The following is a 19,531-nucleotide window of genomic DNA, read 5'->3' on the forward strand; positions in this document are numbered from 1 at the left end:
GATGCCATCGCGAATCCTTGTCGCCACGCTGTGCGCCGCCGCGCTGGCGGCGTGCAGCCCGCCGCCGGCAAGCGATGCCGACAGCCGGCCAGCGACTGCCGAACCCGCGCCGCCCGGCGCCGCCGAGCAAGCGGCCAACGATGCAGACAGCGGCGTGCAAACCCCGCCGGCGACCGAACCGGCCACCGACACCGATCCCGACGCCGCCGCAGACTTCGCCCCCGCACCCGCCGTGGGCACGGTGTTGCGCGCCAACTGCCGCATGGGTGGCTGCTGGTGGTATCGGCTGGATGCAGTGCAGCGCGAGGACGTCATGCCGCCGCGCTATGCGCTCACGGTCATGGTCGGTGACTCCACCCATGGTTCCGACGCTTATCCGGAAAGCGCCGAGGGTGTGGACATCGACTGGGATGACGCTCCGGCGAAGGCCAGCGTGCAGTGCTCGCGCAGCGAGCCGCTGGTGCGCTACCAGGGCCAGCCGACAAGGCTCTGGCTCAACCCGGGCGGCGTGTTCGGCGCGGAGCAGGGCGTCGCCAACCTGTACTTCAGGGTCTGTCACGGTGAAAGCGGCGATGACGGCCAGCTGGCCGCCAAATACGGCTACGACCTCAAGCGGCCGGACTGAGCCGGGCTTGATCGCGCCCGCCGCGGGCGCTTGACGGCGGAGCGAAACGAAAACGGCCGGGACATGCCCGGCCGTTTTGCGGTGACACCAAGCGCGTGGCGCTTACTTCATGTTCTTGGCCACGAAGTCCCAGTTGACCAGGTTCCAGAAGTGCTCCAGGTACTTCGGACGCGCGTTGCGGTAGTCGATGTAGTAGGCGTGCTCCCATACGTCGCAGGTCAGCAGCGGGGTGTCGTCGCCGGTCAGCGGGGTGGCGGCATTGGAGGTGCTGACCAGGGCCACGCTGCCGTCGCCACGCTGCACCAGCCACGCCCAGCCCGAGCCGAAGGTGCCGACCGCGGTCTTGGTGAACTCTTCCTTGAACTTGGCGAAATCACCGAACGCGGCGTTGATCGCATCGGCCAGCTTGCCGGACGGCTCGCCGCCGCCATTGGGCGAGAGGCAGTTCCAGTAGAAGGTGTGGTTCCACACCTGGGCCGCGTTGTTGAACACGCCACCCTGCGACTTCTTGACGATGTCTTCGAGCGCCATGTCGGCGAACTCGGTGCCTTCGATCATCTTGTTTAGGTTGTCCACGTAGGCCTTGTGGTGCTTGCCGTAGTGGTACTCGATGGTCTCGGCGGAAATGTGCGGTTCCAGCGCGTTGCGCTCATAGGGAAGGGCTGGCAGCTCGATGGCCATGTCTGGCTCCTTGTGATTGGGGTGGGCCGCGCGGGGGAAGCGTGGCGGCAAAGGACTTACAATGGGGGATTGTAATGACCCTGCCGTCATTTGCCCGTCAACACCATCAAGGAGACGCCATGAACGTGATGGATCGCATCAGGAACGACGTCGAATCCCATCCCATCGTGCTGTACATGAAGGGCACGCCGCAGTTCCCGATGTGCGGCTTCTCCAGCCGTACCGTGCAGGCGCTGAAGGCCGCCGGCGCCGAGCGCCTGCATACCGTGAACGTGCTGGAAGACCCCGAAATCCGCGCCAATCTGCCGCGCTTCTCCAACTGGCCGACCTTCCCGCAGCTGTTCATCAATGGCGAGTTGATCGGCGGTTGCGACATCACCCTCGAACTGCACGAATCGGGCGAGCTCGCCCGCATCGTGGCCGAAGCCGGGCAGGCGTGAGCGATCCCGGGCCATTGCCGCTGCAGGATCGCGTGGTGCTGGTTGCCGGTGCCACCGGCGGCCTCGGCCAGGCGGCGGCACTGGCCTGCGCGCGTGCCGGTGCCGAAGTGGTGCTGCTCGGCCGCCATCTGCGGCGCCTGAACCGGGTGCATGACGCCATCGCCGCGGTCGCGGCCGCGCCGCTGCTGTACCCGATGGATCTGGAAGGCGCGACGCCGGACGATCACCTGGAGCTGGCATTGCGCCTGAAGCAGGAATTCGGCCGCCTCGACGGCCTGCTGCACTGTGCCGCCGAGTTCCGCGGCCTGACGCCGCTGGAGTTGAGCGATCCCGCCGACATCGCGCGCATCCTGCATGTCAACGTCACCGCGCCGATGTGGCTGACCAGCGCCTGCCTGCCGTTGCTGAAGGCGGCAGGGGAGGCCGCGGTGGTGTTCGTGGTGGACGATGCCGGCACTCATGGGCAGCCGTTCTGGGGCGCGTACGCCGCCAGCCAGCAGGCACGCGCGGCACTGGTGCCGCTGTGGAACCGCGAGCTGGAAGGCAGCGGCGTCGCCGTGCGCGGCCTGCAGCCCGGGCCGATGCGCAGCGGCATCCGCGCCCGCGCGATGATCGAAGACCTCGATCCCGACCTGCGTGCACCGGAGTGCTATGCCGCCGATTGCGTGCGCCTGCTGACCCCGGCCGCTGCGGCCTGGAACGGGCGCATCCAGCGCGTGCAGGCCGAAGCCGACATCGCGCCCGCCGCGGAGGCGGCGGTATCCGCCTCGCGTATCGAACTGCCGACCTTGCGCGGCTGAGCCCGGCCAGCCTCTGTCCGCCTGCGCGAGGTGACGGCTGCGCGGTGCACCCGTCGCGCAGTTGCGCGCCTGCCGCATCCTTCCCGCATAATGCCGGCCCATGACCGTCGCCTCGGCCGCGCTGCTGCTGTTCCTGATCCTCGACCCGCTGGGCAATGTGCCGGTGGTGCTCAGCCTGCTGCGCTCGCTGCCGCCGCGACGCCAGTTGGTGGTGATCGCACGTGAGCTGGTCATCGCGCTGGTGGTGCTGCTGCTGTTCCTGTGGTTCGGCAAGTACGCGCTGGAAGCGATGCACCTGCGCCAGGAATCGGTGGCGATCGCCGGCGGCATCGTGCTGTTCCTGATCGGCATCCGCATGATCTTCCCGCCCGCCGACGGCATCATGGGCGAGTTGCCCGATGGCGAACCCTTCATCGTGCCGGTCGCGATCCCGATGATCGCCGGCCCCTCGGGCATGGCCGCGGTGATGCTGATGGGTACCCAGTACCCGGATCGCATGGGCGAATGGAGTCTGGCGCTGGTCATCGCATGGGCAGCGACAGCAGCGATCCTGATGCTCTCGCCGCTACTCTATCGCCTGCTCGGCCGGCGTGTGCTGACCGCGGTCGAGCGACTCATGGGTATGCTGCTCGTGGCGATTTCGATCCAGATGTTCCTCGACGGCCTGTCGGCCTACCTCAACAGCCCGTCGATCGCGGGCTGAGCCTGCGGTGTGGCGAGCGGGGCGCTCGCCGCGCTGGATGCTGCGCTGCCGCAAACACGTCTTGCAGTCGTCATCGCAGTGTCATAATCACCTCCTAGCATGTTAATCTGTCGTTAACCAGACGGCCCGGTATGTTGCCTCCGGGCCGCACGTCGTCCATGAGCCATAGCGAGGCCCTCCCCATGTCCACCCGCACCCGCACTTTCCGCCGCTCCCAGCTTGCATTGGGGCTGATCGCCGCCCTGGCCGCCGCGCCGGCATTCGCGCAGAGCACGTCCGCCGGCGTCGGCGGCATGGTCACCGATGCCAGCGGACGTCCGGTGGCCGGGGCCGAAGTGACCATCGTCCACGTCGAGTCCGGTACCACCAGCCGCGTCGTCACCGATGCCAGCGGCCGTTACAGCGCGCGCGGCCTGCGCGTGGGTGGCCCGTACACCATCACCGTGAACAAGTCCGGTGAAGGCACCGATACCGAATCCGACGTCTATCTGCCGCTGAACCAGGTGGCCACGGTCAATGCGCAGCTGGCTTCGGGCCAGGCGCTCGACACCGTGGTGGTGACCGGTGTCGCCGGTCCGGAAATCTTCAGCCAGAACAAGATGGGCACCGCGACCAACGTCACCCGCGACAGCATCGACGCGCTGCCCTCGGCCAACCGCAACATCCAGGATTTCATCCGCCTCGACCCGCGCATCTCGCAGGTCAGCAAGGCCGACGGCGCGATTTCCGCCGGCGGCCAGAACACCCGCTACAACGCGATCAAGATCGACGGCGTCAGCGCCAGCGATCCGTTCGGCCTGGAGTCGAACAACCTGCCGACCGAGCGCCAGCCGGTGTCGATGGACGCGATCGAGGAAATCAACATCGATCTCGCCAACTACGACACCACCATCTTCGGTGGTACCGGTGCGGTGATCAACGCGGTGACCAAGTCCGGTACCAACCGCTTCGCCGGCAGCGTGTACGGTGCCTACCGCGACGGCGACTGGGTGCGCAAGGACCTGCGCGGCATCCCGTTCGCCGGCTTCAACAGCGAGAAGACCTGGGGCGCGACCTTCGGCGGCCCGATCATCAAGGATCGCCTGTTCTTCTTCGTCAACTACGAGAAGTTCGAACGCGATGCGCCGGGCATCAGCCTGTCCGACACCCCGTATGGCGTCAACATCCTCGATTCGGACATCACCGCGGTGCAGAACGCGGCGCAGGGCTACGGTTTCGATGCCGGCTCGCTGAACGTGCCGGGCAACAAGACCGAGATCGAGGAGTACGCGGCCAAGATCGACTGGAACATCACCGACGATCATCGCTTCGCCATCCGCTACAGCAACATGGAACAGTCGGTGGCGCGCTTCCCCGGCCTGGGCAACAGCTCGGTTTCGCTCAGCAGCTACTGGTATGACCAGCCCAAGACCTTCAAGAGCCTGACCGGCGAGCTGTTCTCCGACTGGAGCGACAACTTCTCCACCGAGTTCAAGGTCAGCCGCCGCGACTACCGTGCCGAGCGCGTGCCCTACAGCCACCTGCCGAGCATCCGCATCAACGGCTTCGGCACCAACAACTCGAGCATCTTCATCGGCACCGAGCAGAACACCCACGTCAACATCATCGAGACCAACGAGCTGACCGCGTTCGGCGCGGGCATCTTCTATGCCGGTGACCACACCATCAAGGTCGGCGCCGACTACAGCAAGAACGACGTGCTGAACTTCTACGGCCGCAATCTCAACGGCGTGTACGTGTTCAACACCCTGGCCGACTTCGTTGCCGGCACGCCGCTGCAGTATGAATTGCGCGCACCGCGCGCCGGTGGCAGCTACGACGACATCCCGGCGCGCTACACGCTGAAGAACCTCGGCCTGTTCGCGCAGGACAGCTGGGCGATCACCCCGGACTTCACCCTGATGTACGGCGTGCGCGTGGACAAGCCGAGCTTCAGCGACCAGCGCCTGTACAACCCGCGCATCCAGGAGCTGTTCGGTTACGACAACACCAATACCGTCGACAAGCAGCTGGTGCAGCCGCGCATCGGCTTCAACTGGTCGCCGATGGCCGACTTCCGCGCCCAGCTGCGCGGCGGCGTGGGCCTGTTCTCGGGTGCGGCGCCGAACGTGTGGCTGGCCGGCACCTACCAGAACACCGGCCTGAACTACGTCGAGTACAACCTGCGCGGGCAGGATGCCGCCGACTTCGGCTTCAACCCGCAGGTGCCGCCGCCGACCGCCGGCCTCACCCCGACCTCCGCGCGCATCAACGTGGACATCGCCGAGCCGGGCCTGCGCCTGCCGTCGGTGTGGAAGGCCAACCTCGCCTACGAGCAGGAGCTGGGCTGGCAGGACGTGGTGTTCTCGATCGAGCTGTTGGCGACCAAGGTCAAGGACGGCCTGTACTTCGAGCGCCTGGATGTCATGGAGCCGACCGCCTACGGCCCGGACGGACGTGCGATCTACTGGAACGACGCCGGTCGCGACCCCGCCAACACCGATCGCTTCGGCATGACCGATGGGCGCAATGGTGCGCTGGCCAAGGCCAACCGCCCGCGCGACATCGGCAACGTGATGCTGATGCGCAACACCAGCAAGGGCAAGAGCCACCAGCTGACCCTGGGCCTGATGAAGCCGCTGACCCAGACCTGGGGCTGGAGCGCGTTCTACACCCGCACCAATGCCTGGGAAGTGAGCCCGCTGACCAGCTCGCAGAACACCTCGAACTGGAACAACACGCTGATCTTCAACACCAACGAGAACGTCGCGCGCGCCTCGCGTTACGCCCTGCGTGACCGCCTCAGCGGCACGGTGGAGTTCAAGCGTGCCTTCTTCGGTGACTACAACACCCGCGTCGGCCTGTTCTACGAAGGCCGCAGCGGTCGTCCGTTCAGCTACATCTTCTACAACGACGTCAACGGCGACGGCGCCACCACCAACGACCTGTTCTACGTGCCCGGCGGCCCCGGCGACGTGCTCTGGACCGGCGGTGCGGCGATGGAGCAGGCGTTCTTCCAGTGGCTCGACGCCAACCCGGAGCTGTCGAAGTACCGTGGCCAGGTGGCGCCGGCCAATGCGTTCCGCGCCAGCTGGGTCAACAGCTTCGATCTGCGCGTCGCACAGGAGCTGCCCGGCTTCTGGCGCGGGCACAAGACCGAGATCGCCCTGGACGTGATGAACATCGGCAACCTGCTGAACAAGGACTGGGGCCTGATCGACGATTACGGCTTCTTCTCCACCCGTCGCGTGGCCAACTACGCGGGCATCGACCCGGCGACCGGCAAGTACGTGTACAACTTCACCGGTTCCACGGACAACCCGCAGATCCAGGAAAACAACAACGACAAGGGCAATACCGGCGTCTCGCGCTGGTCGGCGATGCTGAGTTTCAAGTACAAGTTCTGATCATCGCCACGTTTGCATCCATGCAGCGAAGCGGCCGGAGTGATCCGGCCGTTTCTTTTTGCGACGCTGCCCGGGTGGCCCGAAGCGGCGCGAAGTCACATGTCCGGGCATCGCAATGCGCTAAAGTCCGCGCATGACAAACACCACCGATACCGTTGCGGCACGGGCCGCTTCCACCCTTGCCACCGTCGATGCCAGCATCTATCCGCGTGGCGGGCTCGACATCCTCTCGCGCGAGGAAGTCGCGCGGCTCAAGGACGCTTCATCCGGCGGCATGCACGAGTTGCTGCGCCGTTGCGCACTGGCGGTGCTGACCAGCGGCAGCGCATCGGATGACCCGCGCGCCGCGCGCGAGCTGTACCCCAATTTCGACATCCAGGTGCTGCAACAGGATCGCGGCATCCGCATCGACCTGCACGACGCACCGGGCATGGCCTTCGTCGATGGGCGCATCATCCGCGGCGTGGCCGAGCTGCTGTTCGCCACCGTGCGCGACCTGGCCTATGCGGCGAATGAGCTCGGCCCCGAGCATGCAGCGGACCTCGCCACCGGGCCGGGCATCACCGATGCGGTGTTCCGCGTGCTGCGCAACGCACGCGTGCTGCATCCGCGCGAGCCCAACCTCGTGGTGTGCTGGGGCGGGCATTCGATTTCGCGCAACGAATACCTCTACACCAAGGAAGTGGGCTACGAACTGGGCCTGCGCGGCATCGACATCTGCACCGGCTGCGGCCCGGGTGCGATGAAGGGGCCGATGAAGGGCGCGACCATCGCCCATGCCAAGCAGCGCCAGCGCCGCTCGCGCTACATCGGCATCACCGAGCCGGGCATCATCGCCGCCGAGTCGCCCAATCCGATCGTCAACCACCTGGTGATCATGCCGGACATCGAGAAGCGGCTGGAAGCCTTCGTGCGCATGGGCCACGGCATCATCGTGTTCCCCGGCGGCGTCGGCACCGCGGAGGAAATCCTGTACCTGCTCGGCATCCTGCTGCGCGAGGAAAACGCCGGGCTGGAGTTCCCGCTGATCTTCACCGGGCCGGTCTCCGCGGCGCCGTATTTCGAGCAGATCGACCGCTTCATCCGGCTGACCCTGGGCGAGGCGGCGACCGCGCACTACCGCATCATCATCGGCGATCCGGTGGAGGTGGCCAGGCACATGGGCGATGGCATCCGCCGTGTGCGCGAAGAGCGCGTCGCGCAGCAGGATTCGTTCTTCTTCAACTGGCGGCTCAACATTCCGCTGGAGTTCCAGCAACCGTTCGATCCCAGCCACGAAGCGATGGCCGCGCTGGACCTGCACCATGGCCGCAAGCCGCATGAGCTTGCCGCCGACCTGCGCCGCGCGTTCTCCGGCATCGTCGCCGGCAACGTCAAGGAAACCGGCATGCGCCGGATCGAGGAGTTCGGCCCGTTCCGCATCCATGGCGCACAGGACATGATGGAATCCCTCGACGCGCTGCTGCGGGCATTCGTCGAGCAGCGGCGGATGAAGATCGCCGGCGAGTACCGCCCGGTCTACGAAGTGATGACCTGACCCGACCGGCCGCGCGCACGCTCAACGCAACGGCAGGCGCAGTTCGGCGACGAATTCGCCGTCATGGCTGCGCGTGTGCAGGCCCGCGCCTTCGCCCAGCGCTGCCATGCGCGCGCGGGTGGCCTCGATGCCGAGGCGGTGGCCGCGACTGTCATCGGCCTCATCGCCGGGCAGGGGATTGCGCACCACCAGACTCAGCACGCCATCGCGCTTGCCAGCCTCGATGCGCAGCCGGCCGCCGCCGGGCAGCCGTTCGATGCCATGGCGCACCGCGTTTTCGACCAGTGTCTGCACCGCCAGCGCCGGCACGCGCGTCGGCGGCAGGGGCTCGGGCAGGGCCCAGCCCACGTCGAGGCGTGAATCCAGTCGCAGCTGCTCGATTTCGAGGTAACGCCGGGTCAGCGCGATTTCTTCGGCCAGGCCATGTTCGCCGGAATCGGCCAGCGCCGCGCGGAACAGGTCGGACAAGTCCAGCAGCACCTGCTCGGCCAGCTGCGGTTGCTCATGCACGAGTGCCGTCGCGGTATTGAGCGTGTTGAACAGGAAATGCGGATTGACCCGCGCGCGCAACAGGTCGAGTTCGGCCTGCTTCAGGCGCAGCGACAGGCTGCGCGTGCGCCAGTGCACGTGGAACAGGGCGAGGCCGAGCACGGCGGCGACGATGCTGATCCCGCACAGGCGCAGCAGCAGCCAGTGCCAATCGGTGCTGGACAGGGCCACGGTCGGGGCAAAAATGAAGCCCGTGCCCAGTGTCAGCAGCAGGGCGCTGGCCACGAACAGCAGCAGGGCGATGTTGGCCAGCGCGGGCGGCGTCAGGCGCGGATGGCGGCGATGCGCCACCAACGTCCCGATCAGGGTCAGCAGCAGGGTGAACTGGATCGCCAGCGAGAGCATGGCGAAGAAGCGGAACGGGTTCTGCAGGCCCAGCGCCAGGGTCAGGATCAGCGCCAGCCCTTCGCCCAGCAGCATCAGCCACAGCAGGTGCGAAGCGGCCAGTGTCGGCGTCGTGCGCCCGGCGGAGAGCGGCGCAGTGCTCACCGGACGGGCCACGGGGCGTTCGTCGGGCAATTGGTGCCGCTCGTCACCATGCTGTGGCATCGCGCGCCGATTCGCCTACTCTGGCCATGGCTGGGAGAATGCCACGAACACGCGCAGGCATGGGGAACACATGAAGCAGCAGGCGGGTTTTACCTTGGTGGAATTGATGGTGACGATCGCCGTGCTGGCAATCCTCGTCGGCATCGCCATGCCGAGCTTTCGCGACACCATGCGCAGCAATCGCTTGGTGAGCGCGACCAATGACCTGACCAGTGCGCTGGCGCTGGCGCGCACCGAAGCGATCCGCAATACCCGCGGCGCCGGGGTGTGTGCCAGTACCGCGGGTACCGCCTGTGACGGCAGCGACTGGTCGAATGGTTGGATGGTGTGGGGCGATGCCAACGGCAATGGCAGCTTCGATGCCACCGACCCCGTGTTGCGCTACTTTCAGGGCAAGGCCGACACGCTCCGCGTCACTGGCCCGGCGGCCTCGGGACTGCGCTTCGATCGCCGCGGACGGCTGGCCGCCACACAATCCCTGTCCCTGCAGCCACGTGATTGCGGCAGCAGGCCGATGAAGCGTTCCCTGACCGTCAGCCGGACCGGGCAGGTGCGCAAGGGCGCCTCTCTGGAGACATGTTCATGACCCGCTTCGGTTCCCTTTCCCGCCAGCAGGGCGGTTTCACCCTGCTCGAGGTGATGATCGCGGTCCTCGTGCTGGCCTTCGGTCTGCTCGGGTTCGCACTCGTGCAGACCATGACCGTGCGTTTTGCGCAAAGCGCCAACCACCGCACCCAGGCGATCAACCTGGCCGCCGACATGCTCGACCAGATGCGCTCGAACGTGCCCGATGCCGCGGCATACACGGCCGCGAGTTTCGCTGCCGGGACCGCTGCCACCTCGTGCGGCCTGACCACCGGCGCGGTCACGATCGCCAACAACATCACGCGCTGGCAATGCCAGGTGCGCCAGGCACTGGGCGAGGACGCCAATGCGCGGGTCACGTTCGAGGATGGAGTGGCCACGGTGACCGTGGCCTGGAACGACCAGCGCTGGGAGAGTGATGCCGAGCGCAGGACCGGGGCCATGGAAACCGGTCGCGTCACCCTGGGAGGCCGGCTGTGAACCGCGCGCGCCAGCAAGGCCTGTCGCTGGTCGAACTGATGGTGGCGCTCGCCATCGGCCTGGTGCTGCTGCTGGGCGTGATGCAGATTTTCATGGCCACGCGCAGCTCCTATGCGCTGGCCGAGGGCGTGGGTCGGGTGCAGGAGAATGGCCGCTTCGCCATGGACTACCTGCAGCGCGACCTGCGCATGGCCGGGCATTATGGCTGCACCAATGACCAGGCGCGACTGCAGGGCGCCACGCCCAATCAGTTGCGTTCGGACTTTCCCACCGGCGGCGCATTCGACTTCACCCGTGCGGTGCAGGGCTACGATGCGCTGGGCAGCGGCCCCGGCAATACCATCACCCTGGCCAGCCCCGGCACGGGCTGGTCGCCCGCGTTGCCGGCCTGGATCAGCAGCCTGGCTCCTGCGCCGATGGGTGGCAGTGATGTCGTGGTGCTGCGCTTTTTCAGCCCTGAAGGCGTGCCGATCAATGTGATCGAGGGCGCACGTGCACAGTTCACCCCCGCGGATTGGTCCTCGCTGACCCAGGATGGCATCGCCACCCCGACCGTGTTCGCGATTTCGGACTGCATCAACGCCGACGTGTTCGCCGGTTCCGCCAATGCGGCCGCCGGCACGGTGCAGGCAGGCAATACCGCGCTCGACCTGGATGTGCGCTACAGCGCCGGTGCCGAGGCCGCCACCCACCTCTATCGTGGCGAGGTGGTGGTGTATTACGTCGCACTTGGTGCCGGCGGCGGCCCGTCGTTGTGGCGCGCGCGTTTTGCCAGCGGCAGTGCGGTGAGCGAGGAGCTGGTCGAAGGCATCGAGAACCTGCAGCTGATCTACGGGCTCGACAGTGCCGCCGATCCCGCCGACCGCAGCGGGCAGATCACCGATCTGGCGACCGCTGCTTCGCTGGGCGGCAGCGCCACGGACTGGAGCCGGGTGGGGCAGGTGCGCGTAGGCGTTCTGGCGCGCAGCGTCGAACCCGCACGCACGCCGCAGGCGACGACCGCTCCACGCCTGCTCGGTGTGACCCTGACCCCACCCAGCGATCAGCGCACGCGCAGCATCTACGAATCCACCGTGGCGCTGCGCAATCGCATGTTCCGTTACGAGTAAGCGCGATGATGGCCAAATCCTCCAACTTCCCGTCCCGCTACCGCACTGGCAGCACCCGAACCGCACCATCGCGGCAGCGTGGCGCGGTGCTGTACGTGGCGCTGATCATGTTGATCCTGATTGCGCTGCTCGGCATCGCAGGCATGCAGATGGCGAGCCTGCAGGAACGGATGGTCGCCGGCTACGGCGGCATCAACGCCGCATTCCAGAATGCCGAGAACACCGCCAGCATCGCCGAGTGCTATTGGGAGGACCGCACCAACAGCACCTCCACCGCCGGCTGCGCACCGGCCAATACCCAGGTGCGGGAGTGCGACGTCGACCACGAATTCAATGCCGGCCGCTGGGCGCGTGACGTGGAAATGAGCAGCAGTGCCGCGGACCGGCTGGTGGTGCACAAGCTGGATCGCTGCATGCAGGGCTACCAGAGCAGTGCGCAGGGACGGCAGGCGGAAACCGGTGGTCCGCAGGATGCCGTCTACCAGATCAGTGCCTATGCCACCGACCGTGAGCCCAATCCCGGTGCGGATGCCGCGGTGAGCACGGTGTTTATTCCATGAGGTGGGTGATGAATACTCGCAAACGCGTTGCGCTTTCCGCCCTGTTGCTGGCGGGTGTGGCCGGCATCGGCTTCCACTCCTGGCGCCTGGTCGCGGCACAGGGCGTGGGGGATCTGGCGCAGGCGCCGATGAACATCCAGGCCATCGTCCCGCCCGCTTTCATCATGGCGGTGGACGACTCGGGTTCGATGACGTTCCAGACCTTGTTTCCGGGGCGTGACGGCAGCGCCTACTGGGGCGCGGACTGGGGCGGCCCGTACAGTTTCTTCCACAGCACGGGCACGCGGGCCGGCCAGGTGCGCACGGATGCCGGCCGCCAGTACGTGTATGTGGCGCCGTATCCCGCACCCAAGCAGACCGCACCGGGCAATGACAACGCTGCAATTCCGCCCTTCGACCAGTACGGCTTCTCGCGTTCGCACGTCTACAACAAGGCGTATTTCGACCCGGAAACCACCTACGAGCCGTGGCTGAACTCCGATGGCAGCTCGTGGCCGGCGGCAACGCCTACTGCGACGCGCGTGCATCCTGCGTCAGGCACCTACACGGTCGACCTGACCGCCGACTCCTTCCGGACCAGTACCACGAATGCGACCGATCACCAGTTCCGCGTTCGTACCGGGATGGTCATCCCCAAGGGCACCCGCTTCCGCGGTACGACCAACTGCGGGTTTTCCTATGCCAACAGTCAGCCCTCATCGCCCAGCGGCTGGCGGGAGATGAGGCACGACGTGACCGCGAGCTGCAACACCAACGTCCACCTCGGCTTTTTCCCTGCCACCTATTACCTGCCGGTCAGCCAGCCGGCACCGGCCGGCTATCGCAATGACCAGCGCGTGCTGGTGCAGAACGCCTGCACCTATCCCACCGCGACCGGTGCCGCACGTTGCGACATGTACCGCTACGAGATCCGTCCCGGGAATTACACCTCGGCCGCCGCCTACCAGGCAGCGATCCAGAACTTCGCCAACTGGTTCAGTTTCTATGGCAACCGACAGCGGGCGATGATCGCGGGCATGACCCAGTCGATGGTAAGCGTGCGCGACATGCGCGTGGGCTATTTCACCATCAACGGCACCAAGCCCGCGCAGCTGCCGATGTACGACATGAGCAGCAACAGCGACAAGCAGACGCTGTACTCCAGGATGCTGGGCCTTGGTGCAGGTGGCAACACGCCCAACCGCGCGGCGGTGAACTACATCGGCCAGCAGTTCATGCGTACCGACGCGAATGCCCCGGTCAAGCTGCAGTGTCAGCGCAACATCGCGATGTTGTTCACCGACGGACTCAGCAACGCGGGCGGGCCGACTGCGCCGGCGATCTCCGGGCGTGGTGCTCCCTTCGATGGCCCGGCCAATGGCATGGGCGCAATCGCAGCCAACTATTACTACAACAACCTGCGCCCCGACCTGCCTGCGGGCAAGGTGCCGGTTTCCGACCTGTGTGCCACGCTGGACCCGAACACCACCGAGTGGAAGCGGCTGGATTGCAATGCCAATCTGCACATGAACTTCTACGGGGTGACCCTGGGTGCCAGCGGCAACCTGTACGACCCCGATGCCGATCCGCCGCAGGATCCGTATACCGACAGCAGCGTGTACGCCAACTGGCCGGGACGGGTGGACAACGATCCCAGTGCGGTCGACGAAATCTGGCACGCCTCGGTCGTCGGCCGTGGTGAATACATCAATGCGCGCACACCGCTGGACATCACCGCGGCGATGCGTCGCGTGCTCTCCGCGGCCGGTGGCGGCACCACGCCCTCCGGCAGCTTGGGCATGGCCGGTGCCCGCGTCGGCAGCGACAGCATGTCGGTGACCCCGGCCTATACCTCGCGCAACAACGGCACGGACTGGTTCAGCACCTTGTCCGCCGAACGCTGGCAGGTCAATCCCGCGACCGGCACGGGCGCGTGGCAGTCGGCGTGGGAAGCATCGAGCAAGCTGCCCGCGCCCGGCAGCCGCAACATCCTGTTCGGTCGCAACCAGGCGAGCGGCGTCACGCCACAGGCGCTGAGCTTCACTGCCGGCAACCTTTCGGTGGGCAATCTGTGCAGTGGGCCGCTGGCACGCTGTTCGGCATCCGGTGCGGTGAATGGCATCAGCGGTCCGGGTAGCCGCCTGGACATCTCGCTGGCCAATGCCGTGGCCTATCTGCGCGGCGACCAGAGCCTCGAGGTGGCCAACGGCGGCCGACTGCGTGACCGTGGTACGCGCCTGGGCGACATCGTCAACTCTTCACCGCTGGTGACGTCGCCGGGCCTCGACTTCGGCTACCAGACCATCCGCCTTGGCACCGTGGCTTCGCCGGTCTATCCGTACATGGGGACTGCGGGAAGTGGCGGTTATGCCGACCATTTGGCCGCCAAGCGCACCGCGGATCGGCCGATGGTCTTCGTCGGCGCCAACGACGGCATGCTGCATGCCTTCGACGGCAAGACCGGTGAAGAAAAGTTCGCCTACATCCCGGTCACCGCGCTCGGCCACATGGGCAACCTGCTGTTCCCGTATGACGTGGCGGACCGGGACAACCAGGTGTTCCAGCATCGTTATTACGTCGATGGTCCGGTGACGGTGTCCGATGTGCACATCGGCGGTGGCTGGAAGAGCGTGCTGGTCGGTACCTCCGGTGCGGGTGGGCGTGGCGCATTCGCGCTTGACGTCAGCAACCCGGACACGTTTGGCGCAAGCCAGGTGTTGTGGGACATCAACGACAAGGTCGCCAATCCGACCATCGCGAACAACATCGGCCACGTGCTTGGTCGCCCGGTGATCGTGCCGGTGCGTTCCGGCAACTCGGTGGCCTGGAAGGCCATCTTCGGCAATGGCTACAACAGTGAAAACAAGCGTGCCGCCCTGTTCGTGGTGGATATCGCCAGCGGTGCGGTCGACGTGATCCAGGCGCACGAGGCGGGCAGCATCGCGGCCAATGGCCTGGGCAACATCGTGGTGCTCGACCGCTACCACGGCGATACCAATACGCGGATCCGCGATGGCCTGGCCGATACCGTGTATGCCGCCGATCAGAACGGTGCGATCTGGCGCTTCGACCTGCGCGACATGAGCGTGCAGTCCAACCCGGTGTTCATCGCCACGGATGCCAACAGCGGCGGCAACCGCCAGCCGATCCTCGGCGGCCTTGAGGCCGCGCCCGGCCCGATGGGCGGGGTGATGCTGTTCTTCGGCACCGGCAGTTTCTCCTTCAATGGTGACCCGGCCGACAGCAGCCTGCAGACCTTCTACGGCGTGCTCGACAAGGGAGATGGCGCGACCGTGGCGCGCAGCAACCTGCTTGCGCAGACCCTGACATCCAATGCCACCGGCCAGCGCAGCCTGTCGGTGAATGCACTGGCCAGCACGCATGTGGGCTGGTACGTGGATCTGGCAGTGGGCACGGGCAGCAGCCGGCAGCTGCGTGGCGAACGCGTCGTCGGCACGCCGCGCGTGGCCAGCGGCACCGTGTTCTTCACCACCTATGAGCCGGAGGCCACCGATGACTGCGTGGGTGGAGGCAACAACCGCCTGTATGGCGTGAGTGCGCTCAGCGGTGCCTCGGCGATGAACCATGTCAACCTGGGTACCCCCGACGGGGTGCGCCCGGCTGCGGGCAGCAATGCATTCACGCTGGCCACCGGCGGCTCGGCGCCGATCAAGGACATCGCGCTCAACTCGCTGTCGCGTGCCGGCTCCAAGGGTGCCGAAGGTCTGCCGGAAGGCTGGACCTGCAAATTCATGCTGCGCGTGGCCGGTGCCCAGCCGATGTTCCTGCCGCGCCCGTGTGGCCGCCAGTCCTGGGTGCAGTTGCTATGATCCGCCGCCAACCGGAGAACCTGACGATGCAGCGACATGCCGGCTTCACCCTGATCGAACTGATGATCGTGGTCGCGGTGATCGCGATCCTCGCCGCGATCGCTTATCCGAGCTACAACGAGTATGTGCGCAAGTCACGCCGTGCACAGGCCAAGGCCGATCTGGTCGAGTACATGCAGTTGGCGGAGCGCTTCCACACCGTCAACAACACGTACGTCGGCTTCACCTTGCCGGCTGCGCAGTCGCCACGCGAAGGCGGCACTGCGCATTACACGCTGGCGATCAATCCCGTGGCCACCCAGTCCACGATCACCGTGACCGCCACCGCCAATGGTGCACAAGCCTCGGATCGCTGCGGGAATCTTTCGGTCAATCAAGCCGGCGTGAAGACCAACAGCAGCGGCAGCCTCTCGGAGTGCTGGTAAGCCTGTTGATTACCGAGTCGGCACACGGCCGCGGATGCCGCCGGCCCGACTTCCCCCGAACCCGCCGCAAGGCGGGTTCGGCGTGTCAGGGGTGCTTCACGCATCGGACTTGAGCAAGGTGTCCGGATTCGTGGCTCCGGCCATGTGAGCAGGCGGCACGGAGGCTGGCACGGGATGCGGGGTGGTGCCGAGGAAGGCGGAGCAGTGCCGCAGCACGGCCCCGGGAACGCGCCCTGACGGGTCACCTCGAAGTGGTGACCACCACCGTGCCCGAAGGCCATGAGCGGAACCTGCTGCAGGCCGCGTGCACCCGTGAGGCAACGGCGCCGCAACGAAAAAGCAGCTCATGGATGTACCACAAGCTGCTGATTTCAAAAATGTTTTGGTCGGGGTGGCCGGATTCGAACCGACGACCACTTGTCCCCCAGACAAGTGCGCTACCAGGCTGCGCTACACCCCGTGAGCGGCGCATTATAGACCATCGCCGCCGTTGCCAGCGGCCTGCGCGGCCTTCAGCCGGATCAGGAAGCCGTGCAGCATTTCGGTCGAAAGTCCATGCAGTGACAGGCGGTAGCCGGCGCGCAGGGTGGACATCGGCAGCAGCGGGTGCTTGTTGTTGACCAGGCCCAGGCGCGACTCCGCGCCGAGGATCGTGGCCGCGTAGATGCCGATGGTTTCGTCCAGCTGCAGCGAATTGGTCGCGCGCCAGAAGTCGTCGTCGGACAGGAACAGCTGATAGATCGGGGTGAACAGCTCGATCGCGCTCTGCAGGTCGAGGAAGTTGCGCCACCGATGCGGCATGTCCTCGATGCGCAGGTGGTCGGGCTGGCGCACCATCGACAGGTCGGGCTCGGCGACGTATTCCAGCTTTTTGCCGGCATCGCGCAGCGCCTGGTTCAAGTTGATGATGAAGTTGTACAGATTGAGGTCGTGGACCAGGTACATGTCGGGCTCGACATCGGCGATCCGCTTCGGCGTGAGCGGCCGCGTCGGCACCTCGACCGGGGCATTGGCGGCGATGAAGCCGAGCACCTGCGAGCCGATGCAGAAATGGCGCAGGATCAGCCAGTTGGCTTCGGGGCGGATGAAGTTCTCCATGCCCCAGGCGAGCAGCCGATGCAGTGCGCGCGAGAACGCCAGCTTGCGCGGCAGGATGACCTTCAGCACCTGGATCAGGATGATCAGGCTGCGCGCGAACGGCCGCATGAACGGCAACAGGTATTGCCTGGACGGCGAGCTGGAGTCGATCAGCCAGGCGCGCTTGACCTCGTCATCGATCGGCGTGGACTGGTCCAGCCACAGTGCACGCCACGGGCTCGGATCGTCCGGGTCGTGCGGCAGCTCCATGAAATCCGGGCGGCGCTGGTTCATGCGGTGGCGTCCGTGACGGGCAGCAGGTGCTGGAATTGCATCAGATACAGCTCCGCGGTGCGCCGCGCGGTGTCGACGATGGCCTCGGCATGGCGGCCATCGGCATCATGCTGCAGCACGATCTCCACACCGCGCAGCCAGCGCAACAGGTGATTCTGGTCATTCTCGCCATGGTAGTCGAGGAAGCGGAACGCATCCCGCGGCACATCGCGCAGTGAGCTGCGCATCAGCGGCAGCAGGGCCGGGATGATGCGCTGGCCGGTGCCTTCGATGATGTAGATCGCACCGAGCAGGCCGATCGGATTGGGTGTCGCCGCCAGCGCATGCAGATAACTGTTCAGCGCCTCGCCGCCTGGATTGCGGCGCAGCTGGTCGATGTCGGCGACACTGCCGCCGGCCTTTCGATAGTCGTCGAACAGGATCTCGTAATCGTCCTGTTCCTCGCCGGCATGGGTCCGGATCAGCGCGGCCAGTGGCTCGAACGGCGCACTCACCGAGGCCGCACCCTCGCGCATCCAGTACGAGCCTTCGCGCACCTGCGGGATCCAGTCGCGCATCCAGCCGAGGTAATCGGCGCGCGTCCATGCCCCTTCGCGCAGGCGCCTGACGGTCGGCGTGCGCCACACCCGCGAGCGGTAGTCGTGCCAGATGCCGGCCAGCCGCGCCAGCAGGTCGCGCAGCACCGGGTCGGCGGCATCGGCCGGATCGTGCGGTGCGGCCACGGCGCCCGCACCGTCATCGGCATCGCTGCGTTTGCCCGCGACAACCGCGGCAGGCGCGGCTGCCGCCAATGGCGCATCGGCATCCTCCACTTCAAGCAGGATGAAGGTGACGGTGAAGCGACCGGACTCGGGCACGAAGCACAGGATGCGCTGTCCCGGCTGCAACTGATGGCTGCGCAGGAACTCGTCGAGCATGATGAAGATCGAGGCCGCGCCGGTATTGCCGCGTGTTGCCAGATTGCTGTACCAGCGTTCGCGCGGGATCGAAAGGCCCGCCTTGAGCATCAACTCGTCGATCACCGGTGCGAATTTTTCCGACGAGTAATGGCACAGGAAATGGTCGATGCCGGCGGGGTCGAAATGGCCTGCAGCGGCCAATGAGGCGTACTCGTGGATGCCGACGTCGAACAGATGCGGCAGCAGGCGGATGTCCTGGCGCAACAGCAGCGCGCCATCGCGCTCGGCATCCTCCCAGCGCGGGTAATCCAGGTGCGAGCGGCTGCGATCGGCCTTGAGGCCGAGCTGCATGCACACCGGGTAGTCGCCGGAGAACGAGCGCTGGTGGATGAAGCGCAGTCGCAGGCGCACTGGCGAATCGGCGCGCGGTGCCGGGCCCAGCAGCAGGGCGCCGGCACCATCGGACAGCATCCAGCGCAGGAAGTGGGCATCGAAGTCGGCGTCGTAGCCGCAGCCGGCATAGCGCGAGCGCTTGAACAGGCGCGAGGGCATTTCCGCTGCCGCGACCAGCGCCTGCGCATGCTGGCCCAGCTCGATCGTCGCCGCGGCCGCGGCCCACGCGGCCACGCCCGAGGCGCAGATGCCCTGCGAGGTCAGCACCTGCATCGGTGGTGCGGCCAGTTCGCCCTGCAGCATGTTGGCCAGGCCCGGCAGCAGCGCGTTGCCACTGCAGCCGCCGGTAGCGAGCATGCCGATGTCTTCCAGCGTGCAACCGGCGTCCCGCAGGCAGATGCGGATGGCGGCGGCCGCCATCGCCTCGGGTGTTTCGCGGGTCGTGCCATCGGCATCGATGGCGTAATGCCGGGTGCGGATGCCGTTTTCGTCGAGGATGCGCTTCTTGATACGGCCGGAAATCCGGTTCAGTGGCGCCACGAAGGCGTCCATCGCGGCATTGTCGATCGCCGGACCGGGCAGGTGGCGGGCACTGGCGGTGATGAACACCTTGTCGTAATACGCGGGCAT

The 19,531-nt window shown here is 66.4% G+C and carries 16 protein-coding genes and 1 tRNA gene; 12 read left to right on the top strand and 5 right to left on the bottom strand.

Annotated elements, in window-relative coordinates; genetic code table 11:
- Window position 1: 1 nt before the first annotated feature.
- The gene (locus ACW11F_RS00695) at window positions 2-625 is read left to right on the top strand and encodes a hypothetical protein (protein ID WP_456994889.1); all 624 of its coding nucleotides are present in this window, start codon (window positions 2-4) and stop codon (window positions 623-625) included.
- A 102-nt stretch (window positions 626-727) separates the two neighbouring features.
- Here ACW11F_RS00695 and sodB read toward each other — a convergent pair whose 3' ends face one another.
- Window positions 728-1,306 (bottom strand): superoxide dismutase [Fe], encoded by a 579-nt coding sequence (gene sodB / locus ACW11F_RS00700; protein WP_456994891.1) that lies wholly within the window; start codon window positions 1,304-1,306, stop codon window positions 728-730.
- 119 nt (window positions 1,307-1,425) lie between these two features.
- Between sodB and grxD the strand changes: the two genes are divergently transcribed.
- From grxD to ppnN, 5 genes are all read left to right on the top strand, one after another.
- Entirely contained in the window at window positions 1,426-1,746 is a 321-nt protein-coding gene (gene grxD / locus ACW11F_RS00705; protein ID WP_456994893.1) for a Grx4 family monothiol glutaredoxin, read from the top strand.
- Window positions 1,743-2,546, top strand: a complete 804-nt coding sequence (locus tag ACW11F_RS00710; protein ID WP_456994895.1) for an SDR family NAD(P)-dependent oxidoreductase — start codon at window positions 1,743-1,745, stop codon at window positions 2,544-2,546. Before grxD ends, ACW11F_RS00710 begins: the two co-directional genes overlap by 4 nt.
- A gap of 100 nt (window positions 2,547-2,646) precedes the next feature.
- Complete coding sequence (locus tag ACW11F_RS00715; protein ID WP_456994897.1) at window positions 2,647-3,249, top strand: YhgN family NAAT transporter; 603 nt, start codon at window positions 2,647-2,649, stop codon at window positions 3,247-3,249.
- A 182-nt stretch (window positions 3,250-3,431) separates the two neighbouring features.
- A complete protein-coding gene (locus tag ACW11F_RS00720; RefSeq protein WP_456994899.1) occupies window positions 3,432-6,635 on the top strand; it encodes a TonB-dependent receptor in 3,204 nt (1,067 codons plus the stop codon).
- Window positions 6,636-6,768: 133 nt separating this feature from the next.
- Window positions 6,769-8,172: a nucleotide 5'-monophosphate nucleosidase PpnN gene (gene ppnN, locus ACW11F_RS00725; protein WP_456994901.1), complete on the top strand. Its 1,404-nt coding sequence runs from the start codon at window positions 6,769-6,771 to the stop codon at window positions 8,170-8,172.
- Between the two features lie 21 nt (window positions 8,173-8,193).
- Here the strand turns inward: ppnN and ACW11F_RS00730 are convergent, their stop codons facing one another.
- A complete protein-coding gene (locus ACW11F_RS00730) occupies window positions 8,194-9,210 on the bottom strand; it encodes a sensor histidine kinase (RefSeq protein ID WP_456994903.1) in 1,017 nt (338 codons plus the stop codon).
- Between ACW11F_RS00730 and ACW11F_RS00735 the strand changes: the two genes are divergently transcribed.
- The 6 genes from ACW11F_RS00735 to ACW11F_RS00760 are packed head-to-tail and all read left to right on the top strand — an operon-like array spanning window position 9,203 to window position 16,238.
- Entirely contained in the window at window positions 9,203-9,856 is a 654-nt protein-coding gene (locus tag ACW11F_RS00735; RefSeq protein WP_456994905.1) for a GspH/FimT family pseudopilin, read from the top strand. The two genes, ACW11F_RS00730 and ACW11F_RS00735, sit on opposite strands and share 8 nt — an antisense overlap.
- Window positions 9,853-10,335: a type IV pilus modification protein PilV gene (gene pilV, locus ACW11F_RS00740; protein WP_456994907.1), complete on the top strand. Its 483-nt coding sequence runs from the start codon at window positions 9,853-9,855 to the stop codon at window positions 10,333-10,335. Before ACW11F_RS00735 ends, pilV begins: the two co-directional genes overlap by 4 nt.
- Window positions 10,332-11,444 (top strand): PilW family protein, encoded by a 1,113-nt coding sequence (locus tag ACW11F_RS00745; RefSeq protein ID WP_456994909.1) that lies wholly within the window; start codon window positions 10,332-10,334, stop codon window positions 11,442-11,444. Before pilV ends, ACW11F_RS00745 begins: the two co-directional genes overlap by 4 nt.
- Window positions 11,445-11,449: 5 nt before the next feature.
- On the top strand, window positions 11,450-12,004 hold the full coding sequence (locus tag ACW11F_RS00750) for a PilX N-terminal domain-containing pilus assembly protein (protein WP_456994911.1): 555 nt from the start codon (window positions 11,450-11,452) through the stop codon (window positions 12,002-12,004).
- Window positions 12,005-12,012: 8 nt separating this feature from the next.
- Window positions 12,013-15,813, top strand: a complete 3,801-nt coding sequence (locus ACW11F_RS00755) for a pilus assembly protein (RefSeq protein ID WP_456994913.1) — start codon at window positions 12,013-12,015, stop codon at window positions 15,811-15,813.
- A 26-nt stretch (window positions 15,814-15,839) separates the two neighbouring features.
- Window positions 15,840-16,238 carry a type IV pilin protein gene (locus ACW11F_RS00760; RefSeq protein WP_456994915.1) on the top strand — a complete coding sequence of 133 codons (399 nt, stop codon included), beginning with the start codon at window positions 15,840-15,842 and terminating at the stop codon, window positions 16,236-16,238.
- Window positions 16,239-16,621: 383 nt separating this feature from the next.
- Here ACW11F_RS00760 and ACW11F_RS00765 read toward each other — a convergent pair.
- The 3 genes from ACW11F_RS00765 to ACW11F_RS00775 form a co-directional block, all read right to left on the bottom strand.
- Window positions 16,622-16,698: transfer RNA gene (locus ACW11F_RS00765), tRNA-Pro, on the bottom strand.
- 11 nt (window positions 16,699-16,709) lie between these two features.
- Window positions 16,710-17,609, bottom strand: coding sequence for a DUF6999 family protein (locus tag ACW11F_RS00770; protein ID WP_456994917.1), 900 nt, complete (start codon window positions 17,607-17,609; stop codon window positions 16,710-16,712).
- Window positions 17,606-19,531 (bottom strand): 3-oxoacyl-[acyl-carrier-protein] synthase III C-terminal domain-containing protein, encoded by a 1,926-nt coding sequence (locus tag ACW11F_RS00775; RefSeq protein ID WP_456994919.1) that lies wholly within the window; start codon window positions 19,529-19,531, stop codon window positions 17,606-17,608. The genes ACW11F_RS00770 and ACW11F_RS00775 overlap by 4 nt, the downstream gene beginning before the upstream one ends.

The organism is Luteimonas sp. e5 (assembly GCF_054031035.1).